Origin of the sequence: Umezawaea sp. Da 62-37, from assembly GCF_032460545.1 — a bacterium.
Lineage (GTDB): Bacteria > Actinomycetota > Actinomycetes > Mycobacteriales > Pseudonocardiaceae > Umezawaea.
The window spans coordinates 2,596,918-2,621,347 of the sequence record NZ_CP135965.1 but is presented as its reverse complement, the minus strand read 5'-3'; the positions used below and the strand labels follow the sequence as shown (position 1 = coordinate 2,621,347).

25 protein-coding genes are annotated in these 24,430 nt (G+C 68.8%); 13 read left to right on the top strand and 12 right to left on the bottom strand.

What is annotated here, in order from left to right; all coding sequences use genetic code 11:
* Window positions 1–40: 40 nt before the first annotated feature.
* Window positions 41–1,393: a C40 family peptidase gene (locus RM788_RS11385; RefSeq protein WP_315931578.1), complete on the bottom strand. Its 1,353-nt coding sequence runs from the start codon at window positions 1,391–1,393 to the stop codon at window positions 41–43.
* Window positions 1,394–1,655: 262 nt separating this feature from the next.
* Between RM788_RS11385 and RM788_RS11380 the strand changes: the two genes are divergently transcribed.
* Window positions 1,656–2,207: an HD domain-containing protein gene (locus tag RM788_RS11380; protein WP_315931577.1), complete on the top strand. Its 552-nt coding sequence runs from the start codon at window positions 1,656–1,658 to the stop codon at window positions 2,205–2,207.
* A 341-nt stretch (window positions 2,208–2,548) separates the two neighbouring features.
* Here the strand turns inward: RM788_RS11380 and RM788_RS11375 are convergent, their stop codons facing one another.
* Both RM788_RS11375 and RM788_RS11370 read right to left on the bottom strand, forming a co-directional pair.
* Complete coding sequence (locus RM788_RS11375) at window positions 2,549–3,388, bottom strand: PaaX family transcriptional regulator (protein ID WP_315931576.1); 840 nt, start codon at window positions 3,386–3,388, stop codon at window positions 2,549–2,551.
* Window positions 3,389–3,467: 79 nt separating this feature from the next.
* The gene (locus RM788_RS11370) at window positions 3,468–3,908 is read right to left on the bottom strand and encodes a MarR family winged helix-turn-helix transcriptional regulator (protein WP_315931575.1); all 441 of its coding nucleotides are present in this window, start codon (window positions 3,906–3,908) and stop codon (window positions 3,468–3,470) included.
* Between the two features lie 110 nt (window positions 3,909–4,018).
* Here RM788_RS11370 and RM788_RS11365 point away from each other — a divergent pair, with 110 nt between their 5' ends.
* On the top strand, window positions 4,019–4,249 hold the full coding sequence (locus RM788_RS11365; RefSeq protein WP_315931574.1) for a hypothetical protein: 231 nt from the start codon (window positions 4,019–4,021) through the stop codon (window positions 4,247–4,249).
* 217 nt (window positions 4,250–4,466) lie between these two features.
* Here the strand turns inward: RM788_RS11365 and RM788_RS11360 are convergent, their stop codons facing one another.
* The 4 genes from RM788_RS11360 to RM788_RS11345 form a co-directional block, all read right to left on the bottom strand.
* Window positions 4,467–5,642 carry an ISAs1 family transposase gene (locus tag RM788_RS11360; protein ID WP_315920713.1) on the bottom strand — a complete coding sequence of 392 codons (1,176 nt, stop codon included), beginning with the start codon at window positions 5,640–5,642 and terminating at the stop codon, window positions 4,467–4,469.
* Window positions 5,643–6,147: 505 nt separating this feature from the next.
* Window positions 6,148–6,573, bottom strand: a complete 426-nt coding sequence (locus tag RM788_RS11355) for an ATP-binding protein (RefSeq protein WP_315934612.1) — start codon at window positions 6,571–6,573, stop codon at window positions 6,148–6,150.
* A gap of 696 nt (window positions 6,574–7,269) precedes the next feature.
* Complete coding sequence (locus RM788_RS11350; protein WP_315931573.1) at window positions 7,270–8,214, bottom strand: acyl-ACP desaturase; 945 nt, start codon at window positions 8,212–8,214, stop codon at window positions 7,270–7,272.
* Window positions 8,215–8,230: 16 nt separating this feature from the next.
* Window positions 8,231–8,869 (bottom strand): hypothetical protein, encoded by a 639-nt coding sequence (locus tag RM788_RS11345; protein WP_315931572.1) that lies wholly within the window; start codon window positions 8,867–8,869, stop codon window positions 8,231–8,233.
* Window positions 8,870–9,429: 560 nt separating this feature from the next.
* On the opposite strand from RM788_RS11345, the gene RM788_RS11340 reads away from it, so the two are divergent.
* Genes RM788_RS11340 through RM788_RS11320 form a run of 5 tightly spaced genes read left to right on the top strand, consistent with a single transcriptional unit; the run spans window position 9,430 to window position 14,542 of the window.
* The gene (locus RM788_RS11340; RefSeq protein ID WP_315931571.1) at window positions 9,430–10,557 is read left to right on the top strand and encodes an ABC transporter substrate-binding protein; all 1,128 of its coding nucleotides are present in this window, start codon (window positions 9,430–9,432) and stop codon (window positions 10,555–10,557) included.
* Between the two features lie 3 nt (window positions 10,558–10,560).
* A complete protein-coding gene (locus tag RM788_RS11335; RefSeq protein WP_315931570.1) occupies window positions 10,561–11,478 on the top strand; it encodes an ABC transporter permease in 918 nt (305 codons plus the stop codon).
* Window positions 11,469–12,269 (top strand): ABC transporter permease, encoded by an 801-nt coding sequence (locus RM788_RS11330; protein ID WP_315931569.1) that lies wholly within the window; start codon window positions 11,469–11,471, stop codon window positions 12,267–12,269. The genes RM788_RS11335 and RM788_RS11330 overlap by 10 nt, the downstream gene beginning before the upstream one ends.
* Window positions 12,270–12,285: 16 nt before the next feature.
* Complete coding sequence (locus tag RM788_RS11325) at window positions 12,286–13,341, top strand: ABC transporter ATP-binding protein (RefSeq protein ID WP_315931568.1); 1,056 nt, start codon at window positions 12,286–12,288, stop codon at window positions 13,339–13,341.
* Between the two features lie 55 nt (window positions 13,342–13,396).
* Window positions 13,397–14,542 carry a low temperature requirement protein A gene (locus RM788_RS11320; protein ID WP_315931567.1) on the top strand — a complete coding sequence of 382 codons (1,146 nt, stop codon included), beginning with the start codon at window positions 13,397–13,399 and terminating at the stop codon, window positions 14,540–14,542.
* A gap of 58 nt (window positions 14,543–14,600) precedes the next feature.
* Here RM788_RS11320 and RM788_RS11315 read toward each other — a convergent pair whose 3' ends face one another.
* Window positions 14,601–16,070, bottom strand: coding sequence for an LVIVD repeat-containing protein (locus RM788_RS11315; RefSeq protein WP_399343363.1), 1,470 nt, complete (start codon window positions 16,068–16,070; stop codon window positions 14,601–14,603).
* A 145-nt stretch (window positions 16,071–16,215) separates the two neighbouring features.
* On the opposite strand from RM788_RS11315, the gene RM788_RS11310 reads away from it, so the two are divergent.
* Complete coding sequence (locus RM788_RS11310; protein WP_315931566.1) at window positions 16,216–16,848, top strand: DUF305 domain-containing protein; 633 nt, start codon at window positions 16,216–16,218, stop codon at window positions 16,846–16,848.
* A gap of 52 nt (window positions 16,849–16,900) precedes the next feature.
* On the opposite strand, the gene RM788_RS11305 is transcribed toward RM788_RS11310, so the two are convergent.
* Both RM788_RS11305 and RM788_RS11300 read right to left on the bottom strand, forming a co-directional pair.
* Window positions 16,901–17,218 carry an antibiotic biosynthesis monooxygenase family protein gene (locus RM788_RS11305; protein ID WP_315931565.1) on the bottom strand — a complete coding sequence of 106 codons (318 nt, stop codon included), beginning with the start codon at window positions 17,216–17,218 and terminating at the stop codon, window positions 16,901–16,903.
* 69 nt (window positions 17,219–17,287) lie between these two features.
* Entirely contained in the window at window positions 17,288–17,878 is a 591-nt protein-coding gene (locus tag RM788_RS11300; RefSeq protein ID WP_315931564.1) for a TetR/AcrR family transcriptional regulator, read from the bottom strand.
* A 157-nt stretch (window positions 17,879–18,035) separates the two neighbouring features.
* Here RM788_RS11300 and RM788_RS11295 point away from each other — a divergent pair, with 157 nt between their 5' ends.
* From RM788_RS11295 to RM788_RS11275, 5 genes are read left to right on the top strand one after another with little or no spacing between them, the layout of a single operon-like run.
* A complete protein-coding gene (locus tag RM788_RS11295; RefSeq protein ID WP_315931563.1) occupies window positions 18,036–18,923 on the top strand; it encodes a bile acid:sodium symporter family protein in 888 nt (295 codons plus the stop codon).
* A gap of 58 nt (window positions 18,924–18,981) precedes the next feature.
* Window positions 18,982–19,890, top strand: coding sequence for an ABC transporter ATP-binding protein (locus RM788_RS11290; RefSeq protein ID WP_315931562.1), 909 nt, complete (start codon window positions 18,982–18,984; stop codon window positions 19,888–19,890).
* A 10-nt stretch (window positions 19,891–19,900) separates the two neighbouring features.
* Window positions 19,901–20,626, top strand: a complete 726-nt coding sequence (locus RM788_RS11285; RefSeq protein WP_315931561.1) for an ABC transporter permease — start codon at window positions 19,901–19,903, stop codon at window positions 20,624–20,626.
* Window positions 20,627–20,628: 2 nt separating this feature from the next.
* Window positions 20,629–21,837, top strand: a complete 1,209-nt coding sequence (locus RM788_RS11280; RefSeq protein ID WP_315931560.1) for a sensor histidine kinase — start codon at window positions 20,629–20,631, stop codon at window positions 21,835–21,837.
* The gene (locus tag RM788_RS11275; protein ID WP_315931559.1) at window positions 21,834–22,451 is read left to right on the top strand and encodes a response regulator; all 618 of its coding nucleotides are present in this window, start codon (window positions 21,834–21,836) and stop codon (window positions 22,449–22,451) included. Before RM788_RS11280 ends, RM788_RS11275 begins: the two co-directional genes overlap by 4 nt.
* 482 nt (window positions 22,452–22,933) lie before the next feature.
* Here RM788_RS11275 and RM788_RS11270 read toward each other — a convergent pair whose 3' ends face one another.
* Both RM788_RS11270 and RM788_RS11265 read right to left on the bottom strand, forming a co-directional pair.
* Window positions 22,934–23,311 carry an allophanate hydrolase-related protein gene (locus RM788_RS11270; protein ID WP_315931558.1) on the bottom strand — a complete coding sequence of 126 codons (378 nt, stop codon included), beginning with the start codon at window positions 23,309–23,311 and terminating at the stop codon, window positions 22,934–22,936.
* Window positions 23,311–24,414, bottom strand: a complete 1,104-nt coding sequence (locus tag RM788_RS11265) for an NCS2 family permease (protein WP_315934610.1) — start codon at window positions 24,412–24,414, stop codon at window positions 23,311–23,313. Before RM788_RS11265 ends, RM788_RS11270 begins: the two co-directional genes overlap by 1 nt.
* Window positions 24,415–24,430 lie beyond the last annotated feature (16 nt).

The following is a 24,430-nucleotide window of genomic DNA, read 5'->3' as shown; positions in this document are numbered from 1 at the left end:
AGCCCGGCGGCGACCCCGACGGGCACCGCCGCGCCACCGGCTAACCGGTCACGCGCCGGATCGTCGCGATCGGCCCGATGGCGTTGATCAACGACACCTTCACCGGCTCACCCGCGGTCGGCGCGTGCACCGCGTACGTGCCGTCGATCGCCATGGCCACGTGCCCGAGGTCGGCGTAGTAGAGGATCAGGTCACCGGCCTTCACCTGGTCGCGGGGCACCGCGTTCCCGGCCAGCGCCTGCACGTACGTCGTGCGCGGGATCGACACCCCGACCGACTTGTACGCCGTCTGCATCAGCCCGGAGCAGTCGTAGGTGTCCGGCCCGACCGCTCCCCACACGTACGGCTTCCCGAGCTGCGCCATCGCGAACTTCACCGCGTCACCGGCCGCGCCCGTCGGCAGCGGCACGTTGATCGACGGGCCCGTGTTGGTCAACCGGGCCAGGTCCGCGGGGCTCAGCACGCCCAGTGCCTGCTTCACGTCGCCGGACTTGCCGTCCAGGCTCGTCTTCCGCTGCTCGGCCAGCGTCACGGCCGCCGCGGCCTCGTCGGCCAGCCGCTGCGCGGTGACCCGGTCCTCCTCGGCCTTCTTGCTGGTGGCCTCGACCTGGTCGCGCGCCTCCTTGGCCTTCTTCTGCGCGTCGAGCGCGTCGTCGGCCGCCTGCTGCGCCGTCCTGACCATCTCGCCGTGCCGCTCGGCGTAGACGTCCATGATCATGGCGGCGTCGAGGTACTCCTCGGGCGAGTCGCTGCTGAACACGGCGGCCAGCCCGTTGAGCCGCAGGCCCTTGAACGTGATCTCGACCAGGCTGTCCACCTCGGCCTGGAGCGTGATCGCCTGCGCGTGCGCCCGGATCTCGATGGTCTTCGCGGCTTCCTCGGCCTTCACCGCGTCGTCGGCGGCCTGCCTGGAGTTGCTCGCGGCGGTGGTCGCCTTGTCGGCGGCCTCGCGCTTGTCGGTCAGGTTCTGCTGGGCGGTGAGCGCGTCCTGGTTGGCCCGCGCGGCGGCCTGGCTCGCCTCCAGGTACTTGGTCATCTCGGTGGTGTTGGGGACGGCGGGCACGCCCGGCACCGTCGGCGTGGGGAGCGGCGCGGTCGTCGTCGAGGACGTCGGCGGCGTCGTCGTCGTGCCCGTCCCGTTCGACGGCGGCGTGGTCGTCGTCGGTGACGTCGTCGTCGTGGTGACGACCGGCGGCGGGGTGGTCGTCGGGGGCGCGGTCGTCGTGGTGGTGACCGGCGGGGGAGTGGTCGTGACCGGTGGCGGCGTGGTCGTGACCGGAGGTGGGGTCGTCGTGGTGGGCACCGCCGACGACGGGTCGGGTTGGGCCAGCGACGCGGGCGCTCCACTGACGAGCACCACGGCGACCACTGCCACCACCACAAGACCACGCATGTACGCCACCCCTCCCAGCACACCGCGAACCAGGAGCCATGTAATCACGGTGAGTGGTCAGTTCGCTGTGAGGCGCCTGAGAATCTGGGCCTCTGAAGTGCAAAAACTGAGAATATCCTGATAGACCGCATAACCAACCGCAATTTCGTCACCCACACCGGTGACACTCGACGGCTATACCACTCCCCGACGTCCGGCGCTGGCCAGCGGCGCGATCCGACACGTCGTGAATGACGCGAGCCGCGCCGCTAGCGTGAACCCCGTGATCATCCTGCCGAACGACCCCCTGTCCCAGCGCGTGCTCGACTTCGCCCGCCTGCACGTCGTGCCGTCGATCCTCAACCACAGCGTCCGCACCTTCCTGCACGCCTCCGCCATCGCCGAGCGCGAAGGCGTCGAGCACGACCGCGAGGTGCTGTTCCACGCCTGCGCCCTGCACGACCTCGGCACCGCCCACGCGTTCGACGGCCCGGTCCGGTTCGAGGTGGAGGGCGCGGACGGCGCGGCGGCGTTCCTGACCGCGGAGAAGGTGCCCGCGGACGTCGTGGACCAGGTCTGGGAGGCGATCGCGCTGCACACCTCGGCGCAGATCGCCGAGCGGCGCGGCCCGATCACGATGCTGACCCGGCGCGGTGTGGTCGCGGACTTCGACGAGCCGGGCGCCGCGTTCGAGGAGCAGTTCCCGCGCTGGGACATCGAGCGCGAGCTGAAGCGCCTGGTCGTGGACCAGGTGGCGCACAACCCCTCGAAGGCCCCGAAGGCGTCCTGGGCCGGCTACCTGACCCGTACCACCGTCGAGCCGAACGACTTCTAGGCCGTTTTGCGGAACCCTGACGGGCGGGAGGTGGGGTGTAGGCCTGCAACGGCTCATCGTCGTCCTGGCGACACCGAACCCGCGTCGGTGGAGCAACGGGAACTCGATGGGGAAGGCGCTGCCCGCGCGGATGTGCGTGCGGTCGTCCGGCACGCCCGTGCCCGGCCACGGCGGAACTGCACGTGCGCGGCGGGTCGGCCGCGACGGATACTGGTGCCGTGAGGGGTGGCGTCGTTCAAGCGGCCGCGGGTGGTGGTCGTGCCGGCGGAACCGCCGAAGACCGCGACCGGGAAGGTCCCGCAACGTGCTGCGCGACCTGGTCCGCGTTGATGTAACTGCGACTACGCCATGACGACTTCCCAGTGCCGCTGGGAGTCGGCGCGCCAGTCGTCGTGCTTGCGGTGGAACAGGTCCGCGGCCTTCGCGCCGCTCCAGTTCGCCGGGAGCAGTTGTGGGGGCAGGCCGGGGTCGAGGAAGGGGAACCGGCGCCACTCGTGCACCAGCAGCGTCTGCGCGTGCAGCGCGTTCTGGGCGGTGGTCGGCGTTATCGCGGCGAACTCGGCGATGAAGTCCTCGTAGCGCTCCTCGAGCCCGCTCAGGTCCCACGCCCTGGCCACCAGGTCCGCTTCCGCGCCGATGTCGCCGTGCTCGGCGAGGAACGACGTCACCGGCGTCTCCACGCCCAGGTCCGCGACGATCTTCGCCGCCTCGACCTGGCTGCGGGTGTTCGGGCTGACCCACACGCCGGGCTGCGGTGACCCGAAACCCTCCCACGTCAACCGGGTCCGCAGTCGGTGCCGCAGATCGCGCTGCGATTCGGGCACCGATACGAACAGCATCAGCCAGCGCCCGTCCCAGTTGCGGTGCCCGCGGCCGAACTCGTAGATCCGGTGCGCTCCTTCGGACAGCAGCCGGTGCCCGGGTCCGGTGAGGCTCCAGCGCACCCGCCGTCCCACCCGTTCCGACTCCAGCCACCCCTCGGCGGCCGTCCGGGAAAGCGCCTGCCGCGCGGACTTCTCCTCGATGCCGAACATCGCCAGCGTCGTGACCAGTGTGGACGTCCAGACCGGGGAGTCACGCGGCAGCACGTACTCGCCCAGCACCGTCATCAGGACCGATCGGGCGCTGGCGTGGCTGACTTCCCGCCGTCTCGACACCGTCGGGTGTGCGACGTCCGTCATCTGGTCCACCAGTCTCGCCGAGGGGCACCATTGTGGTGCACCCGCGGCGAGCCGCACAAGAACCGCGTAGAACGTCCACTCAGGACTCGGTGCGCAGCTTGCCCACCAGGTGCTCCAGCACGCTCGCGAACAACTCGGCTTCCAGTGGAGTCCATTCCGCGACGATGCCGTCCAGCCGGTCGACCACCTTCCGCCTGGCGGAGTCGATGGCACTCCGCCCGTCCGGCGTCAGCAGCAGCAACGTCGACCGCGCGTCTCCCGGATCCGCTTCCCGTCGCACCAGGCCGGCTTTCTCCAGGCGTGCCGCGTACCGCGTGGTCGCCGTGCGGTCGATTCCGATCTCGTCTGCCAGTCGGGTGGAGCTCACCGGCTCCATCCGTGCGATCCCGCTGAGTACCGGGTAGGTGGTCTCGTCGACGCCTGTCACGTCCGTGACCAGGTTGTCGTAGAGGTTCGCCCTGGTCGTGCGGCGGAGGAGGAGCCCTAGGGCGGCTTCGACACGGGAGGCAGCGGAATGCACCCGATCAGTGTACGTGCTGCTGGCACGTATGTGTTGTATGGTGGGTCTTGCGTGCCGCTGGCACGTAGTTGTGGGTCGGGTTTCGGGTTCGGTTTGGGGAGGGTGTGGCTGTGCAGGTTTTGGTGGATGGTGGGGAGTTTCGGGATGCGGATGCTCGTAATCGGTCGATCACGGAGTTCATCGCGAATGTGAAGTTGCTGAGGGTGCTTCCGGTGGGTACGTCGGAGTACCGGTCGGTGGCGGCGAGGATTCGCATGTTGGGGCCGGGGTTGGAGGCGGCGGGGTTGTTCGAGGTGGTGAAGCCTCGGGATCCGGAGGTGGCGACGTTGTTGTCGGGGTGATGGGGGTGGGGGGTGTTTGAAGCCAGGGGGCGCGTTCGTTTGAACGGGCTGCCGTGTTTGAAGCGGGGCGCGCGTTCGCTTGGAACCGGTGTCGCATTTGTTCGAAAGAGGGTGTCGGATCCAAGGTCTCCGGGTGCGGCCAGCTTGACTTGGGGCCCCTTTTTTGGGCCTTGTCGGGCTAAAGGGCAGGTGGTCAGGGCTGAGGCAAAGTCGTGTTTCAGCTGGCTGAGATCAACTTGATGGCTCGTTCGGGCCTTCTTCCCATATGACGTACGGCTTTGGCGATGTTGGTGTGGCCGGTCAGGCGTAGCAGGCTGATGGCGAGATTGCGCAGGCTGGCCATCATCCTGGGCCCGCCGCCGGTGCGTGCCCGAGAGGCATCTTCGCCCATCGTCACGTCGCGGACCCAGTGCAGCTTGTTCTCCACGTGCCAGTGCCCGCGGATGTAGCGGGCCAACTCGGCGGGCTGGGCCTGCGCGGCGGTCAGGGATGTCACCGCGTACACCGTCTCGCGGCTCGCGCGCCTGGTGCTGCCCTTGCGTTTACGGGTCCGCACTATCCGGACGGCCTGGGCGGCGTGCGGGAACAGGATCCCGGCGGCGACGGTGACGACCTTGTAGGTGCGGGTGACTACCCGGCCGTGGCCGGTGTCGGTCTCGCGGTACCCGATCGGCACGTCCTTCCACGGCAGGCCCGCCAACTGATCGCGCAACGCCTTCTGGTTGCCCTTCACGGTGATCACGTAGTGCGCGCCACGGCCGTGCAGGTACTCGGCATGCCCGCGTTGCGCGTGCAACGCGTCGGCGGTGACGACGAGACCGGTCACATCGACGATCGTGTCCAGAAGTGCTGCGAACATGGGGATCTCGTTGCTTTTCTCCGCGATCTCGACCTGGCCCACCGTGACCCCGCTGTCGTGGTCCAGGCACGCCATCACCATTCGCGCGCGCTGCTCGCCGTGACGGGAACCCCGCAGCGCCTTACCGTCGACCGCGATCGCGCGGCGCCGCCGCCTGCCCGGCGCCCCCATCCACGCTGCCTTGACACGCCCGGACAGCCAGACGCCGATCGCGGTGTCGAACCCGTCACCGGTCAATGCCGAGAGCGCCCGCCGGATCGTGGACGCGTTCGGTGCGCCGATCCCCATTCCGCTCAGCGTGTCCTCGGCCGCGTCCGCGGCCCATTCGGCGATCGCGGCGAACGACCGCGCACCGGAGACCACCGCGCACACCGACACGAACAGGATCGCCGCGAACCGATACCGCACACCCCGTTTCCTGCGTGGATCCGGCACCGACTCCAACACCTCGAGCAACCCGGTCCGCGCCTGCGGCGCCACCTCGCCCAGCGGGGCCAACTGGCGTGACAGGACAGTGATGGGAGACGATGACACGGCAGGCACGGCGGAGCTCCGAAGATCACGATGGCGTAGGAACCTTCATGATCGACGGTCCTGTCGTGCCTGCTCCGGACTACCCGATCTTCGGTGTGTCGCAACCCGAATCAGCAGGTCAAGCCACTGGTAGTCGACTTTGCCTCAGCCCTGGGCAGGTGGTAGAGATGCCCGCCGACCAATTACAGGCCCAAAAACCCCAAGTCAGCCGGCCGCACAGCGGTCGAGTGCTGCTCGGTGGGCTGTGGTTGGGGGCTTTTGCTCGGTGGTGGTCGAGCGGCAGGTCGGCTCGCTGTTGGCGTGGTTGGACAGTTGTTGCTTTGCCGTCGCGTCAGCGTGGGCCGAGTTGCTTGGTGGGCAGCCGATCGGCGGTCGAGTTGGTCGCCGCATGGCAGGCGAGGCTGGTTCGCCTGTCGCAGGGGCTGGCCCCTCGGAGGACTGGGGCCGAGGGGCTGCCGGTGGTTTGCGTAGGCGAGGCCGTAGGAGTGGCGGCGCCCGCAGGGGCTTACTGGTGGGCGACCTGCAGGGGGATTCCGATGCGGTAGGGCAGTTCCGCCCACACCGTCTTGCCCCAGGTGCGTCGTGAGATACCCCAACGCTCGGCGACTCGTTCCACCAGCAGCAGGCCTCGTCCGCGGTACTTCCCCAACCGCGACGTTCCCATCACCGGCAGGAGGTCGGCTTCGCTGTCGTCCACCTCAACCCGCACTCCGCGCTGCTCCGGCAGTTCGGACACGCGTACCCGACAAGGAGGGGTCGCATGGTCGTACACGTTCGACACCAGTTCGTTGACCAGGAGGACGGCGTCGTCGACGCACTCCTCCGAGGCTCCGGTCAACACATCGGTCACCCACTGCCGCACTGTCGACAGCGGTGGGTGCGGGAACCGGCTCAGGTCAAGCGACGCCGGCAAGCGCAAGGTCGGTTTCACGAGCCTCCCCACGAACATCGGGCCCGCCAACCGACGGGCATCCATCCCAACGCCCTTCGAGTACCCCTGTTCAGACCCGCCCACACAGTCCGAACAGGCCAGATATTCGTATTTCTCCCAAACCTCATGTCCGTGGGTCATTTGCACCGCTCCGGATCGGAGCGTGCTCCGCCCGCTCAACGGCGGCGGAGCCGGACGCTGGGTTGGCCAGGGCTGGGATGCGTGGCCAGGCAATTTCGGGTGCTGGGCCGGTCGGGGTGAGGCGTGGTGGTCCGGTCGAGGAGAGACGCTTGACCTGCCGAAGCTGCGAGCCGTGTCGAGTGCGCGCCCGGATGCCTGGGCGGGCGAAGCTTGATGCCGGCGAAGCCGGGCCTGTGCTCTGTCCCTGGGAGACCTCACGGCTGTCCCCGAGACCTCACGGCGGCGGCCGTTGCCCTAGCGGTCGCGAACCGACTTTCCGCAGCTCTCGCAGACGCTCCGAAACGCCGGGCTGTGAGATGTCGACCCCAGCCGTCCCGACAACAGCACTGGAGGCCGCCCGCCGTCAACCAGAAGTCCCAGGACCCGCACCGAGCGTGATCGCCCAGGACGCCGGAGCCGTGCGCAGATTGAGGGTCCGCCTGTCGACCCGCAGGTCGGCGGCAGCGACTGTGCCTTGGCCGTGCGTACCCACGGCCAGGGCCAAGTCGGGGTTCGTTATTCGGCTGCCTTGGCGGCGCGTTCGCGGCGGCGGGCGCGCATGTCGACGAACTTGGTGGCCTTGCCGTCGAGGACGGCCATGAACTCGGCCAGTTCCTCGCGCGCCTTCTCGCCTTCGCCGGTGAGGTTGGTGCGTTCGAACACCTTCCAGAACCGGAGGATGGGCATGATGACCTCGTCGTGGTGGAGCCTGAGGTCGTAGATGCCCGCGTTCGCGATGGTGGCGGAGCTGCGGAGGAAGTCCGAGATGCCGGCACCGGGCATCTTGAAGTTCAGGACCTCGTCGCGGACGGCCTGCATGGTCTCGTCGGGCTGGACCTCGAAGGCGGCGGTGACGAGGTTGCGGTAGAAGACCATGTGCAGGTTCTCGTCCGTGGCGATGCGGGAGAGCAGCTGGTCGGCGAGCGGGCAGTTGGTCGCGCGGCCGGTGTTGCGGTGCGAGATCCTGGTCGCCAGCTCCTGGAACGACACGTACACGATGTTGCGGATCGCGGACTCGGTCTGGCCCTCGAAGCCGACCGACATGTGCTCCATGCGCTTGCGTTCCAGCTCGACCGGGTCGACGCCGCGGGTCACGACGAGGTAGTCGCGCAGGGCGATGCCGTGGCGGGCCTCCTCGGCGGTCCAGCGGTGCATCCAGGTCGCCCAGGCGCCTTCCTTGCCGAACGACTGGGAGATCACCCGGTGGTACGAGGGCAGGTTGTCCTCGGTCAGCAGGTTGATGATCATCGCCGTCTTGGCGGTGGGGTCGAGCCGGGAGTCCTCCGGGCGCCAGTCCTCGCCGCCGAGGAACGCGAAGTCGCGGCCCTCGCTCCACGGCACGTAGTCGTGCGGCATCCACTCCTTGGCGATCGACAAGTGGCGGTCGAGGTTCACCTCCACGATCGGTTCCAGTTCGCGCAGCAGATCCGAGTCGCGGCGGTGGCTATCGCCAACCGTCACACCGATCACCCCGTTCTCAGTTCTGGTGGTGGGTCAAGTCCATTTCGCCCTTGAGCCTACGTGGCCCAGTGGAGGAAGCCGATTGCCGAGGTACGACTTTCCATCGACGCCACATGGGGTAAGCGATGGCGACCAGGAGTGACAACGCGGGAATACCGCGGAACAGCACGTAGTCGGCCAGTGGGACCACCACGCAGGCCCCGACGACCCAGCCCGGTGCGGCGGGGAACTTGCCTGGTGGGGTCCACGGCGTGCGCTTGCCGGGCTTGGCGACGGACAGCCACACCTGTGCGGCGAGCGCGCCCGCCATCAGCAGGGATCCGAGGCGCATCAGTATCGGATTTCCGTGTTCGCCGAGGTCGAGATTCGGGCTCAGCACGAAGATGCCGAGGTGCAGCTGGGACAGGGTGATCACGAATTTGGCCAGGACCCACCAGTGCCGGAAATAACCCCAGGAGGTGAGGGCCGAGAGCATGAACCCGGTGTAGGCCGACGTGGTGGCCATGACCTGGAGGACGTCGGTGTCGATCACGTTCGCCATCTCGAACGCGCTCGTGCGGGTGGGGCCGTCGGCGCCGAGTCCATAGGTGATCAAGGCGAACAGGGCGAGCGCCTGGCTCATCCAGCCGACCGAGCTGAGCACGTGCAGCCACACCAGCAACTTCCGCTGCGCCACGAGGACCCCCATAGGTAGATGTGCTACGTATAGTACAGCTACGCATCAACGGCCCGGTGCGGCGGATATCGCCGCCGTGTTTCTCAAACGCGCCTGGAACGGTCCAGAAATCGCCGGTTAATCCGGCCCGAATATCGCGCCTTCCGCCGAATTGGAACCGGAGACCCCGGATTCATCCGCGGTGGGGTTGCCCGTCGGCGCGTATCCGTGCCCGGTTTTCGCCCGTTCCGGGCTCCCTCGCGGGCGTCCGGTCACGACGTGAAAGCACGACGTCGCGTGAGGTGGCGGGCCAACGGGCCTGCGCAGGCGCGGTCCGGTCGATCTTGGTCCGGGCGGCGCGACGGCGTTCGGTTAACCCTTGGTACACGTGGTCACCACACGGAATTCTCCTTGTCATTCGAATTGGTATCAGTACGCGCGCCGAGCTTGACAAGGCCGCTCAATATGATTAATCCTCGCGCCAACTGACACGTTTCGGGGTATCCGACTCGCGGGCGAGCACCGCCCGCGGGCACGCCCGACGAGGAAGGTTCGATTCGTTGACTCCCACCCCAGTTCTGCGCTTGCTCGGCGTCGGAGCGTTGGCCATCGCGCTCGCCGCCTGCGGGGCCCCTCCCGCCAAGGAAAGCTCGTCCAGCGGCACCGCCGCGGCGACGGCCAAGTCCGCTGCCGACTTCGGTGGAATCGACAAGCTCGTCGAGGCCGCCAAGAAGGAGGGCACGCTGAACGTCATCGCGCTGCCCCCGGACTGGGCGAACTACGGCGTGATGATCAAGGCGTTCTCGGACAAGTACGGCATCAAGGTCGACTCGGCGCAGCCCGACGGGTCCAGCGCCGACGAGATCAAGGCCGCCGAGCAGCTCAAGGGCGGTGACCGCGCTCCCGACGTCTTCGACCTCGGCCTGAACGTGGCCGTCGCCAACAAGGCGATCTTCGCGCCGTACCAGGTGGAGACCTGGGGCGACATCCCCGCGGAGCTGAAGGAGTCGAGCGGCCTCTACTACGGCGACTACGGCGGCTTCATGTCGATCGGGTACGACGCGGGCAAGGTGCCCGCGCCGACCAAGGTCGAGGACCTGCTCAAGCCCGAGTACGCGGGCAAGGTCGCGCTCAACGGCGACCCGACGCAGGCCGGTGCCGCCTACTCCGGCGTCGTGATGGCGGCACTGGGCAGCGGCGGTTCCGCCGACGACATCGCGCCCGGCGTCGAGTTCTTCAAGAAGCTCAAGGCCGCGGGCAACTTCCTGCCGGTCGACCCGTCGCCCGCGACGATCGAGTCCGGCCAGACCCCGGTCGTCATCGACTGGGACTACACCAACGCCGCCCAGACCGCGAAGCTCACGGGCAAGCTGGACTGGAAGGTCGTCGTCCCGAGCGACGCCCAGATCGGTGCCTACTACAACCAGGCCATCAACAAGGACGCCCCGCACCCCGCGGCCGCGCGCCTGTGGCAGGAGTACCTGTACTCCGACGAGGGCCAGAACACCTACCTCCAGGGTCTGTCCCGGCCGGTGCGGCTCGACGCGATGACGAAGTCGGGCAAGGCCGACGCCGCCGCGACCGCCAAGCTGCCCAAGACCGAGGGCAAGCAGGTGTTCCAGACGCAGGAGCAGGCAGACAAGGCCAAGCAGGTCCTGACCGCCACCTGGGCGCAGGCGGTGGGCTGACCCTTGGTCGCACCCGTCACGACCTCGGCCGGGGGTGGCGCCGCCAAGGCGGCCGCCCCCGGCCGCGGGCCGACCAGGGGCAACGTCCTGGCGTGGCTCGTAGTCGTCCCGTTCCTGGCCTACGTCGGCACGTTCCTGGTCTACCCGACCATCCTGGTGCTGGCCGGGGCGTTCCAGGACTCCGACGGCGCCTTCACCCTGAGCAACCTGACCGACCTGATGAAGGGCGTCTACCTCCAGGCGTTCTGGCGCAGCATCGAGCTGTCCGCGATCACCGCCCTGCTCGGCGCGGTGTTCGGCGCCCTGCTGTCGTGGGCGGTCGCGACCGGCAACCCCGTGGGTCTGCTGCGCCGGGTCGTCGTGGCGGGCGCGGGTGTGCTCGCCCAGTTCGGCGGCGTGCCGCTGGCGTTCGCGTTCCTCGCGACCGTCGGGTTCCAGGGCTTCGTCACGAAGTTCCTGCAGGACAGCTTCGGGATCAACCTGTTCTCCGGCGGCGCCTGGATCTTCGAGCTGCCCGGCCTCACGCTGGTCTACACGTTCTTCCAGATCCCGCTGATGGTCATCGTGTTCCTCCCCGCCCTGGACGGTCTCCGTCCGCAGTGGAGGGAGGCGACCGAGAGCCTCGGCGGCAGCTCGTGGACCTACTGGCGCTACGTCGGCGGCCCGATCCTGTTCTCGCCGTTCCTCGGCGCCGTGCTGCTGCTGTTCGCGAACGCGTTCTCCGCGTACGCGACGGCCGCGGCGCTGGTGTCGCAGGGCAGTCCCATCGTGCCGTTGCAGATCCGCGGTTTCCTGACCGGCGAGGTGCTGCTGGGCCAGGAGAACCTCGGCAAGGCGCTCGGACTGGGCATGGTCATCGTCGTCGGCGTCGCGATGGGCATCTACGCCCTGCTCCAGCGGAGGGTGTCCAAATGGCAGTGACCGCCAAGCCCGGCAGGAAGATCACCGGCGCGGTCCTGCGCTGGGTCGTGCTCGTCGTGCTCGGGATCTACTTCGTGCTGCCGCTCGTGGCCATGGGCGAGTTCTCCACCCGCGGCGTCAACGACACGCGCAGCCTGGACTCGTGGACCGGCATCTTCGCCGACCCCGACCTGGTCGACTCCATCCTGACGTCGGTCGAGCTCGCGGTGCTCAGCTCCGTGCTGATGCTCGTGCTGCTCGTGCCGACGATGGCCTGGATCCGGCTGCGGCTGCCCAAGCTGCGCAGGCTCGTCGAGTTCCTGTGCCTGCTGCCGCTCACGATCCCGGCGATCGTGCTCGTGGTCGGCATGGCACCGCTGTACGCGTGGGTGAACTACCTGCTCGGCGACTCGCCGTTGACGCTCACCTTCGTCTACGCGGTGCTGGTGCTGCCGTTCGCCTACCGCGCCATCGACGCGGGCCTGGCGTCGATCGACCTGAAGACGCTCGCGGAGGCCGCTCGCAGCCTCGGCGCGTCCTGGGGCACGGTGCTGTGGCGGATCGTGGTGCCGAACATCCGCACCGCCCTGATCGGCGCCTCGCTGCTGTCGGTGGCACTGGTGCTCGGTGAGTTCACCATCGCCTCGCTGCTGAACTTCGAGACCCTCCAGGTCCAGGTCAACCTGATCGGCAAGCGCAACGCGGGTCTGTCGATCGCGGTCTCGCTCGCCTGCCTGGTGTTCGCGTTCGTGCTGCTGTTCCTGCTCTCCTACGTCGGTCAACGGCGTCGGGTCACCGTCGTCGAGGACTAGAGAAAGACCGGGTTTCATGGGTTACCTAGAGCTCAAGGGCCTCCGGAAGTCCTTCGGCGGCCAGCCCGCGCTCGACGGGCTCGACCTCGAACTCTCCGAGGGCGAGCTGGTCAGCCTGCTCGGGCCGAGCGGGTGCGGCAAGACGACCGCGCTGCGGATCGTGGCCGGGTTCGAGACGGCCGACACCGGGCACGTCGTCGTGGCGGGCAAGGACATCACGGCGGTCCCCGCGAACCGGCGCGACATGGGTATGGTGTTCCAGGCCTACAGCCTGTTCCCGAACATGACGGCGGCCCAGAACATCGAGTTCGGCCTGCGGCTGCGCAAGGCGTCGGGCACCGAGCGCGCCAAGCGCGTGGACGAGCTGCTGGAACTGGTGGGGCTCGGCAAGTTCGGCGCCCGCTACCCGCACCAGATGTCGGGCGGCCAGCAGCAGCGCGTGGCACTGGCCCGCGCGCTGGCCATCCAGCCGCGCGTGCTGCTGCTGGACGAGCCGCTGTCCGCTTTGGACGCCAAGGTGCGGGTCAGCCTCCGCGACGAGATCCGCCGCATCCAGACCGAGCTGGGCATGACGACCCTGTTCGTCACGCACGACCAGGAGGAGGCGCTCGCCGTCTCCGACCGGGTGGGCGTGATGTCGCAGGGCAGGCTGGAGCAGCTGGCCTCGCCCTCGGTCGTCTACCGCGAGCCAGCGTCCGCGTTCGTCGCGCAGTTCGTCGGCGTGACCAACGCGGTGCTGGGCAAGGCGGAGTCCGGCGCGGTGCGCCTCGGCACGTTCAAGCTCCCGACCGACGCCGCCGCCGAGCTGTCCGACGGCAGCGACGTCAAGGTGATCGTGCGCCCCGAGGACATCGGGATCATCGAGCACAAGGGCGAGCCGAACGGGTCGCTGCTGGGCAGCGTGCTCACCCAGAGCTTCCTCGGACCGGTCACCCGACTGGTGATCCGGCTCGACGGCGACGAGCAGCTGGTCCGCGTCGACCAGCCGTCGAACATCGCCGCCGCCTACCCTCCCGGCACGGCCGTGGCGCTGGACTTCAACGCCTCGCGATTCATGGTCGTACCCGCCTGACCTGCTGTCGGGGCCACGCGTGGTGGCCCCGGCACCGGTCGTGCATCATCCACGCATGACCGTCCCGTACCGCCCGATGACCGCCCGTCGGCCCGACGAGCCGCACCGGGCCTCGACTCCGCTCGAGCTGCTCTTCGACCTCAGCTTCGTGGTCGCGGTGGCGTCGGCGGCGGCCATGCTGCACCACTCGCTGACCGAGGACCACATCGGACACGGGCTGCTCGGCTACCTCACGGTGTTCTTCGCGATCTGGTGGGCCTGGCTGAACTTCACCTGGTTCGCGTCCTCCTACGACACCGACGACGTCGTCTACCGGGTCACCACGCTCGTGCAGATCACCGGCGTCCTCGTGCTCGCCGCCGGGGTGCCCAGGGCGTTCGAGGACGGGAACTTCACGGTCGTCACTGCGGGCTACGTCGTCATGCGGCTGGCCATGGTCAGCCAGTGGCTGCGCGCGCGGCACGGCGACGAGGACCGCCGCGTGACCGCGCTGCGGTACGCCACCGGCATCACCGTCGTCCAGCTCGGCTGGATCGCCCGGCTGTTCCTGCCGGACGGCCTGCTGCTGACGGCCTTCATCGCGCTCGCCGTGCTCGAGATGCTCGTCCCGGTGTGGGCCGAGCGCGCCGCGGGCACGACCTTCCACGTCGGCCACGTCGTCGAGCGCTACGGGCTGTTCACCCTCATCGTCCTCGGCGAGTCCATCCTGGCCGCCAGCAACGCGATCCGCGCCGGCCTGGACGCCGGGGCCGACGTGCCGGGGCTGGTGTCGCTGGCGTTCGCGGGGCTGGTGATCGTGTTCGCGCTGTGGTGGCTGTACTTCGACCACCCCGCCGAGGAGCTGCTCACCACGCTGCGGAAGTCGCTGACGTGGGGGTACGGGCACTTCCTCGTCTTCGCCTCGGCCGCGGCGGTCGGCGCGGGCCTGGAGGTGTCGGTGGACCACGACACGCACGTGGTGCACCTGCCGTCGCTCGCGGCGGCCATGACGACGACCGTGCCGGTCGCGGTGTACCTGCTGGTCGTGTGGTTCCTCCAGGTCTTCCCGACCGGCCGCGGCACGGCCAAGTGGGCGTTCCCGGCGGGCGCGGCGCTCGTGCTCGCGGCGTCGTTCGGACCCGCGCCGATCCACGTGACCGCGGTGCTGCTGGCGGCGCTGGTCGCCGTCGTGGTGACGAGCGAGCGGGGGCTGCGGGGGTGAGACGACTCGGGGCCCGTGTCCGAAGTGGACACGGGCCCCGAGGTCGGTCGTCAGGCCGCTACCACTCGCGGTAGGCGCCCTGGGTCTGCACGTTGAGCTCGTTCACCCGCACGAACTTCGCGGTGAAGGTGCGCGGGTCCCGGACGTCCAGGACGTCGAGGCCCTTCGCGATGTCCGACGAGTAGATGAACCCGTTGTAGTAGTACGCCGACCAGGTGCCGCCGGTGCCGCCGCCGGGGAGCGGGCCGCGCTCGAAGAAGCCGATCTCCTTCGGCTTGGTCGAGTCGGTGAAGTCCCAGATCGACACGCCGCCCTGGTACCAGGACTGGACCATGATGTCGCGGCCCTGCACCGGGATCAGCGAGCCGTTGTGGGCCACGCAGTTCTCGGTGTCGGACTGCATGCGCGGGATCTTGTAGTAGCTCTTGAACTCGAGCGTGCGGGCGTCGCCGCGGCCGTTGATGTCGTAGATGCCGTCCGCGCCGCGCTTCTGGCCGATGGCCTCGTTGCAGGTCGCCGCGCCGCCGCCGCCGAGCTCGTCGGTGAAGATGACCTTGGTGCCCTCGTTGTTGAACGTGGCCGAGTGCCAGAACGCGAAGTTCACGTTGTCCTGGACCCTGGTGATCACGCGGGGCTTCTCGCGGTCGGCGATGTCGAACAGGACACCGTCACCCATGCAGGCGCCTGCGGCGAGGTCCTTCGACGGGTACACGGTGATGTCGTGGCAACCGCTGGTGGTCGACACGCCGTTGCCGCCCGCGTTGCCGCCGTCCGGGAAGACCAGCGGCGCGGACAGCAGGGACGCCTTGGCCGGGTCCTTCAGCGGGACCTTCACGATGGAGATCTTGTCGTGCGGCGGCTGGCAGTCCGGGAACGTCGAGTTCGGGGAGTACGAGGAGACGTACAGGTAGGCGTTGCGGCCCTTCTTGTCCGGCACCAGCGTGTGCGTGTGCGAGCCGCAGTCGGTCTCCACGGCGGCCACGTACTTGGGGTTGCTCTTGTCGCTGATGTCGAAGACCTTGACGCCCTCCCACGAGTCCTTGTTCGTGGCGGGCTGCGAGACGCTGGAGCAGGAGTTGTCCGACCGCGACGAGTCCGTGGACAGGAACAGCAGATCGCCCTGGACGGAGATGTCGTTCTGCGAACCGGGGCACAGGACCTGGCTCACGAGCTTCGGCTTCTGCGGGTTGCGGATGTCGTAGATCGTGAAGCCGTCGTAGTTGCCGATGAACGCGTGGTTGTCCGCGAACGCCAGGTCGGAGTTGGTCGTCGTGGCGAACGCGCCCGGCTTCGGGACGTTCACCAGGTGCTTGACGTTGCGGCTGCGGACGACCTCGTCGACGGCGGGGACGCCGGCGGTCGGGTCGGCGGGAGCCGAGAGCTGGGTCTCGGACAGACCGTCGAGGTTGTCCTGGTCGGGCTGGGCCAGTGCCTGCGGACTGAGCGCCACGGCCGACACCACCAGCGCGAACGCTCCCAGGACCGCGAGCGGCGCACGGCGCCGTCGGGTCGGGACGAATGTGACCACAGGGGTCCCCCTATTCACAAAACTGATGCAGGAAGGCCAGTATCACCGTTTTGACCGACTGCCGACCACGTCCGATCGACGGGTAGTGCAGAGTTCCCGCGAACTGGAACGCTGGGCACGTCGGTCACGGGCAAAAGGGGAACGGATGCGCATCAGGGTCGGGTTGGTGGCGATCGCGCTGCTGCTCACGGGCTGTACGGGCACCTCCTCCACCGAGGACGCGGCGCCGATCATCGTTCCCGGCGCGCCGGGTGAGGCCGCGAAGACGATCTCACCCGACGATCTTGGCACCGACCGGTACATCGCGCCGAACGACCGCGATTTGGCCTATGTCGCGGGGATGGTCGTGCACCACCGGCAGGCCGTCGACATGACCGCGCTGGCACCCGAGCGGGCGTCGAACGAGGTCGTGCGGGGGTTGGCGTCGCGGATCCACGACACGCAGGGGCCGGAGATCGGGGCCATGGAGCAGTGGCAGCGGCAGTTCGCGGTGACGGCCGAGCAGCACGGGCATTCGGGGAAGATGCCGACCGTCGACCACGCGGCCATGCCGGGGATGGCCACGCCGGAGCAGATGGCGGAGTTGAAGGCCGCTGCCGGGGCGGAGTTCGACAAGGTGTTCGTGCGGCTGATGATCGCGCACCACGAGGGCGCGCTGACGATGGCCCAGGACGTGCTGTCCGACGGGGTGGACGTGAAGGTCGAGGAGATGGCGGCGGACGTGATCGCCACGCAGACCGACGAGATCGACCGGATGCGCGCGCTCGGGCTGGTCTAGTGCGGTGACCGCCGACCCGGTGAGGATCGCGGTCACCGCACTGGCGACCGGCCTAGGACGCGATCAGGACCAGGTCCTCGGAGTGCTCGAACGTCTCCACGGCGTTGCCGGTGACGTGGCGGGCGATGCCCTTGTTGCGGGCGTGGGCCTCGCGGAAGGAGTCGGAGGCCACCCAGGCGCGGAAGTCGGCCTCGGTGTCGAACTCGTTGAGCGACACGTACGGCTGGTCCGGGCTGGTGGGGCGGAGCAGGGTGCTGCGGCGCAGGCCGGGGACGCCGGGCAGGTAGGTGCGCATGTTGGCGCGGAACCTGGTTTCGAACTCATCGGCGCGATCGGCTGGGACGAACAGGCGGTTGGTGGCGATGAACATGCCGCACCTCCGGGTTTCCCGACGCTGTGTAGGTAATTATTCCAACGGTGCGTCGGGAAAGCAAGGGGATCACCCGGTCGTGCGGGCCACGCCATGCAGGACCTGGTCGACGAGCGCGGTCATGACGGCTTCGTTGTGGTCGTCGCGGCCGGGGACGATGGTCCTGGCGGCGGCCTCGACCATGCCGTGGACGAACAGCGCGCGCAGCCGCGGGTCGTCGACCTGGGCGTCTTCCAGAACGGCGATCAGCGGTGACAGCAGGCGTTCGTGTTCGGTGCGGATGAGCTCCCGGCTGGCGTCCGGGAGGGCGTGGGCGGACAGGGCGACGACCGCGCTGTGGCTGCCGTCGGTGATGACGCCCAGTTCGGCGCGCAGGTACGCCTCGATCTTGGCCGGGACGCCGTGCGCGGCGGCCACGGCGCGCTCGAGGTGGCGCGCCCACTCGGGGAGTTCGTCGGTGACGATGGCGGCGACGAGTTCCTCGCGGGAGCGGAAGTACTCGTAGAGGCTGGGGCGGGAGAGGCCGACGCGACGGGCGAGGGCGGCGAGGGTGAGGGCGTCGGGGCCGCTTTCGGTGACGAGGTCGCGCCCGGCGTCGAGCAGGGCGCGCAGGCGGTTGGCGCGGTGTTGCGCGACCGTGTCGGCGCTGATCCTGGGCACGGTTCGATGCTATCGCTGTCGGGACGGCGGAGCGGGCCGCCGGGAGCCCGACCCCTAGGGGTTCCTGATGGGTATCGAATCGGACATAACGGTTGACCTCCGGCGGGTGGCTTGCGAGGGTCTGAGGCCCAGTGGGCGGTAGGACTGCGAGGCGCTGATGGATTCCGTGCTCGGTTCGGTGCTGCTGCCGGTGGCCTTGGCCGTGGTGATGCTGGGGCTCGGGCTGTCGTTGACGGTGGAGGACTTCGTCCGGGTGCGGCGTCAGCCCGCGGCGGTGTTCGTGGCGCTGGTCTGCCAACTGGTGCTGCTGCCCGCGCTCTGCTTCGGATTGGTGGTGCTGTTCGGGCTGCCGCCGCTGCTGGCAGTCGGGATGATGCTGCTGGCGGCTTCACCCGGCGGGACGACGGCGAACCTGTTCAGCCACGTGTTCCGCGGCGACGTCGCCCTGAACATTACGCTCACGGCGGTGAACTCGGTGCTGGCCGTGGTGACGTTGCCGCTGGTCACCAACATCGCGATCAAGGCCTTCGCACCCGACGAAGGGGCGTTGGACCTCCAGTTCGACAAGGTCCTCCAGGTGTTCGCGATCGTGCTGGCGCCGGTGGTGATCGGCATGGTGGTGCGGCGGAGGTGGGCCGGGTTCGCCGACCGGATGGACCGGCCCGTGCGGATCTTCTCCGTCGCGGTGCTGGCCTCGGTGATCGTGGCGACGGTGGTGTCGGAGCGGGCGAACCTCGGAACGTACCTGGCGGCCACGGGTGTGGTCGTGCTGGTGTTCTGCTCGATCAGCCTGTCGCTGGGGTACTTCGCGCCGCTGCTGTTCGGGATCGGGCACCGGCAGGCGATCGCGAGCGCGTTCGAGATCGGCGTGCACAACAGCACGTTGGCGATCACGATCGCGATCAGCGTGCTGGGCAGCACGGACATCGCGGTGCCCGCGGCGGTCTACGGGGTGGTCATGTTCCCCGTCGCCGCGGTGTTCGGGTGGTTCGTGGTCAGGGTCAGGTCGGGGGAGAACCCCGAGGTGGGTCAACCGATCGGTTGACCGCGGGTATGGCCCGCCGGTCGATTCGGCGGACGTCCCGACCGGACAGTGTTGTGGCATGGCGATCATCGAGGTGGTGGACCTCGGCAAGCGGTACGGGCCGAAGGTCGCGGTGGAGAGCGTGTCGTTCACCGTGGAAGAGGGCGAGATCTTCGGCGTGCTGGGGCCGAACGGGGCGGGCAAGACCACGACGGTCGAGTGCGTCGAGGGGATGAGGGTCCCCGATCGCGGCACGATCCGGGTCGACGGGCTGGACCCGCGGCGCGACCGGGGTGAGCTGCGGCAGCGGATGGGCGTGCAGCTCCAGGAGAGCCAGCTGCCGGAACGCCTTCGGGTGTGGGAGGCGCTGGACCTCTACAGCTCGTTCTACCCGAACCCGGTCGACTGGCGGGACCTGATGGTCCGGCTCGGACTGGAAGGGCAGCGGGACGTCGAGTTCGGCAAGCTGTCCGGCGGGCAGAAGCAGCGGCTGTCGGTGGCGCTGGCGCTGGTCGGCAGGCCGCGGATCGCGGTGCTCGACGAGCTGACCACGGGCCTGGACCCGCAGGCGCGGCGGGACACCTGGGACCTGATCGAGGGCATCCGGGACTCCGGCGTGACCGTCCTGCTCGTCACGCACTTCATGGAGGAGGCCGAACGCCTCTGCGACCGGCTCGCCGTGATCGACGCGGGCAGGGTCGTCGCGATCGACTCGCCCGCCGGGCTGGTGTCGCGGGTGGACAGCGAGCAGCGGGTGCGGTTCCGGCCGTCCAGGCCGATCGCCGAGGCGCTCTTCCTGGAACTCCCCGAGGTGTCGGGCGTGCGCTCGCACGGCGGCCAGCTCGTCGTGACCGGGTCGGGGAACCTGCTGCACGCCGTCACGTCGGTGTTGGCGCGCAACCAAGTCGTGGCCGCGGAGCTGCGCATCGAACAGGCCAGTCTCGACGACGCGTTCGTCGAGCTCACCGGCCGCAAGCTCAGCAGCTGACGGGGGAGTCGTGCTCAAGGTCATCCGGATCGAAGCGAAGTTGTTCCTGCGCGAAGGGGCCACGGCCTACTTCTCGCTGCTGTTCCCGACCATCCTGCTGCTGGCGCTGGGGGCCATCCCCGCGCTGCGGTCCCCGGACCCGACGTTCGGCGGGCTGCGGTTCATCGACGGCTACGTCGGCACGCTGGTGGTGATCACGCTGGGGTACCTGGGTTTGCAGCGGGTGCCCGCGACGGTGGCCACCTACCGGGAGAAGGGCGTGCTGCGGCGGCTGTCGACCACGCCGCTGCACCCGGCGAAGGTGCTGACCGCGCAGCTCGTGGTCAACCTGGCCGCCGCGGTGGCGTCGGTGGTGCTCGTGGTGGCGGTCGGCAAGCTGGTGTTCGACATCGACCTGCCGCACCACCCGGTCGGGTTCGTCCTCGCCACGTTGCTGGGAGCCACCTCGCTGTTCGCGCTGGGGCTGGTCATCGCCGCGCTCGCACCCACGGCACGGGCCGCCACCGGCATCGCGGGCGTCCTGTTCATCCTGATCATGTTCTTCGGCGGCGCCTACCTGCCGCGGTTCCTGCTGCCCGAGGTGGTCAACACCGTCGGCCAGTACCTGCCGCCGGGCGTCGCCGCCCTCCAGAACGCGTGGGTCGGCACCGCCCCGGAACCGCTGCACCTCGTGATCATGGCCCTGATCACCGCCTTCGCGGGTACCGTCGCCGCGAAGACCTTCCGTTGGGAGTAGAGGTGGCCGAGACCGCGCTGGACAGCTGGGAACGCCGGATGCAGGCGGTGGGGCACGTCGTCCCGTACTTCGTGCTCACCGTCACCACCGCGCTCTACCTCGTGCTGTCCCCGCACGACCGCGGGGCGAAGCTGATCAGCCTCGCGGTCGTGGCCGGGATGTACGCGTGGATGTTCTGGTGGTTCACCGCCCACCCGCAGTGGCGGACCCGCCAGGACCTGATGGCCGTCTTCGTCCTCGGCCTGCTGGTCTTCTACGCCTTCCTCGGCCTGCGCGAGACGTGGTTCGGCGCCGTGTCGTTCGCCGTCTACGTCCACGCGGGCGAAGTGCTCACGGTGAAGCGGATGTTCGCCGCGGTCGCCACGACCGCCGTGATCGCCACCATGTCGCTGTTCGGCGGCGTGCCGAGCGGACCGGAGTTCACCGCGTTCCTGATGTTCGGCCTCCTCTTCGTCACGATCGCCTGCACGTTCACGTTCGTCGGGCACGTCACGACCGAGCAGAGCCGCAAGCGCAAGGAGATGGTCGTCCAGCTGGCCGCGACCATGGAGGAGAACGCCGGCCTGCACGCCCAACTCCTCATCCAGGCCCGCGAGGCCGGTGTGCTCGACGAGCGCCAGCGGATGGCCCAGGAGATCCACGACACGCTGGCGCAGGGCTTCACCGGGATCATCACCCAGCTGGAAGCCGCCGAGCAGACCGGCGACTGGCGGAACCGCATCGCCATCGCCACTCGCCTGGCCAGGGAGAACCTCACGGAGGCCAGGCGCTCCGTGCACGCCCTCCGCCCCGCCCCACTGGACAACGCGGCCCTGCCCGAGGCACTGGCCGAGGTCGTGCAGGGCTGGTGCGGCGCGACCGGCGTCGCCGTCGAGGTCACCACGACCGGCACCGCGCGGCCGATGCACCCGGAGGTCGAGGTCGCGCTGCTGCGCACCGCGCAGGAGGCGCTCGCGAACGTGGCCAAGCACGCCGCCGCGTCCAGGGTGGGGCTGACGCTGTCGTACATGGAGGACGTGGTCACACTGGACGTCCGCGACGACGGCGTCGGCTTCGACCCCGGTTCCACCGATGGCGAGGGGTTCGGTTTGACGACCATGCGGCAACGGGTGAGCAGGCTGGCGGGCGCCTTCGAGGTCGAATCCGAACCCGGCATGGGCACGGCCGTCTCCGCAAGCGTCCCCGCGATCCCGACGGCGGTCACGACGTGATCCGCCTGGTGATCGTGGACGACCACCCGGTCGTGCGGGACGGACTGCGGGGCATGTTCTCCGGCGACGACGACTTCGAGGTCGTCGGCGAAGCCGCCGACGGCGCCGAAGCCGTCACCCTGGTCGAAGCACTCAGACCCGACGTCGTGCTGATGGACCTCCGCATGCCACGCGTGGACGGCGTCGGCGCCATCACCCTGCTGCGGGCAAAGCGGAACCCCGCCCGAATCCTGGTGCTGACGACCTTCGACACCGAAAGCGACGTGCTGCCCGCCGTGAAAGCAGGCGCCACCGGCTACCTGCTCAAGGACACCCCCCGCGACGAACTCTTCCGCGCCGTCCGCTCCGCCGCCCGCGGAGAAGCAGTGCTATCGCCCTCAGTCGCAACAACGCTGCTGGGCCAGGTCCGCTCACCCGCCGCCGACCCCTTGAGCACACGCGAACTGGAAGTACTGGGGCTCGTGGCACGAGGATCCACCAACCGCGAGGCAGCGGCAAAGCTGTTCATCAGCGAGGCAACAGTGAAGACACACCTGCTGCATGTGTACACGAAGCTAGGAGTGAAGGACCGAGCTGCCGCAGTAGCCGTGGCCTTCGAACGCGGATTGTTCTAACCAAGCAACCCCACCAGCACACAAACCCACGAACCAAGTAAGCACCAACAAACCGAGCGCGCCCGCACCTTGTTCGGCCGATTTGACTTGGGGTTTTCGGCCCTACACTTTCGACGGCGGGCAGGAGCACTACCACCTGCCCTTTTAGACCGCCGAGGGCCGAAAAGAGGGGCCCCAAGTCAAATCGGCCGAACCCGGAGAACAACGGGCACCGATGCCCGGTTTCAAGGGACAAGCCCACCCTCACCCGGTTTCGAGGGACAAGCCCACCGCTACCCAGTTTCAAGGGACAAGGGACAAGGGACAAGGGACAAGCCCACCCCCACCCGGTCTCAAGGGACCCCCACCAAGGGAGTGAACGGCAGGTGGCCCCCCAACCACCCACCGCCCACAGCCCTCGCTCCCCTCAGCGCTCCTCACCACCCCCAGCGGTGAGGTCCACCACCAATGCAAGAGCCCCACCCCCCGAACCTGATACGTCCTCACCCCCGATCGCGGTCCAACCACGCCTGCCAGTCACCTATATGGGTGATGTCCACAAGATCCGGACCACCAAGACAGCTGTCCCGCAGCACAGTCGCCAAACAGGCACCGCCATCGGCCAGTTCGATCACCCCGATCTCCAGCTCGGGTGGCTCGGCGGGGAAGAGGTGGTCGCGCAGGATGGTCAGCGGGAGGTCGTAGACCTCGCCGACGACGCTGCCGGTGCCGGAGCGGTGCATGGCTGGGAAGCGGTCGCCGACGGAGAAGTAGCGGTACTTGGGCGCACTGCGGGCGACGAACAGCAGCGGCGTCCCCTGGAGCTGGTGGTGGAGCGGGCCGCCGCGCATGCCGCCGCCGTTGAGGAAGATCAGCGCCATCAGCGGAGCACCGCCGTGACGGCTTCGACGCCGAAGTAGAGGACGAACAGGCCCGCGATCGTGGTCATCAACCCACCCACCTCGCGCCACCCGCCTTTGCACAGCTTGATGAGAACGTAGGACACGAGGCCTGCTCCGATGCCATTGGTGATCGAGTAGGTGAACGGGATGAGCGCGGCCGTGAGGAACACCGGGATCGTGTAGTCGGTGTCCTGCCATGGGATGCGGCGGACCTGCGCCATCATCAGGCCGCCGATCACGACGAGCGCGGGCGCGGCGGCCTGTGCCGGGACGACGGCCGCGAGGGGTGTGAACAGCAGGGTAGCCCCGAGCATCGCGCCGGTGACGACGCTGGCCAGGCTGGTTCGCGCGCCCTCGCCGACGCCCGCCGCGGACTCCAGGAACACGGTGTTCGGCGAGGAGCCGGTGATGCCGCCCGCGATGGCGCCCGCGCCGTCCACGAGCAGGATGCGGCCCATGCCCTCGACCTTGCCGTCCTTGGTCAGGCCCGCCTCGTCGGAGACGCTGGTGATGGTGCCCATGGCGTCGAAGAACCCCGACAGCACGAGGGTGAACAGGAAGACGGTGGCGCTGATCGCGCCCGCCGAGGCGAAGCCGCCGAACAGGTCGATCCGGCCGAACAGGCCGAAGTCCGGTGCGGCGACGATGCTGTCGGGCACGGTCGGCTCCACCAGGCCCCAGCCCTCGACGTGGAAGACGGCGTTCACCACGATGGCCAGCAGCGTGGCGGTGCCGATGCTGATCAGCACCGCGCCGGGCACGCCCCGGCTCATCAGCACGACCATCAGCAGCAACCCGACCGCGAAGACGACGATCGGCCAGCCGACCAGGTGGCCGTCCACGCCCATCCTGACCGGGACGGTCGAGTGAGCCGCGTCGGGCGTCCGGGTGACGAAACCGGCGCTGACCAGGCCCACGAACGCGATGTAGAGCCCGACCCCGACGGTGATGGCGATCTTGAGCGGCGCGGGGATGGCGTTGATGATCCGTTCCCGCACCCCGGAGACGGCCATGACGACGATGCAGAAGCCCTCCAGGACGACGAGGCCGAACGCTTGCGCCCAGGTCATGGTGGGCGCCATCTGGAACGCCACTCGA

Excerpts from the sequence above, each read along its gene's own strand:
- RM788_RS11385 (WP_315931578.1), bottom strand. The coding sequence starts at position 1,393 with ATGCGTGGTCTTGTGGTGGTGGCAGTGGTCGCCGTGGTGCTCGTCAGT.
- RM788_RS11320 (WP_315931567.1), top strand. The coding sequence starts at position 13,397 with ATGACCGTCCCGTACCGCCCGATGACCGCCCGTCGGCCCGACGAGCCG.
- RM788_RS11330 (WP_315931569.1), top strand. The coding sequence starts at position 11,469 with ATGGCAGTGACCGCCAAGCCCGGCAGGAAGATCACCGGCGCGGTCCTG.
- RM788_RS11295 (WP_315931563.1), top strand. The coding sequence starts at position 18,036 with ATGGATTCCGTGCTCGGTTCGGTGCTGCTGCCGGTGGCCTTGGCCGTG.
- RM788_RS11325 (WP_315931568.1), top strand. The coding sequence starts at position 12,286 with ATGGGTTACCTAGAGCTCAAGGGCCTCCGGAAGTCCTTCGGCGGCCAG.
- RM788_RS11310 (WP_315931566.1), top strand. The coding sequence starts at position 16,216 with ATGCGCATCAGGGTCGGGTTGGTGGCGATCGCGCTGCTGCTCACGGGC.
- RM788_RS11270 (WP_315931558.1), bottom strand. The coding sequence starts at position 23,311 with ATGGCGCTGATCTTCCTCAACGGCGGCGGCATGCGCGGCGGCCCGCTC.
- RM788_RS11375 (WP_315931576.1), bottom strand. The coding sequence starts at position 3,388 with ATGACGGACGTCGCACACCCGACGGTGTCGAGACGGCGGGAAGTCAGC.
- RM788_RS11265 (WP_315934610.1), bottom strand. The coding sequence starts at position 24,414 with ATGGCGCCCACCATGACCTGGGCGCAAGCGTTCGGCCTCGTCGTCCTG.
- RM788_RS11305 (WP_315931565.1), bottom strand. The coding sequence starts at position 17,218 with ATGTTCATCGCCACCAACCGCCTGTTCGTCCCAGCCGATCGCGCCGAT.
- RM788_RS11290 (WP_315931562.1), top strand. The coding sequence starts at position 18,982 with ATGGCGATCATCGAGGTGGTGGACCTCGGCAAGCGGTACGGGCCGAAG.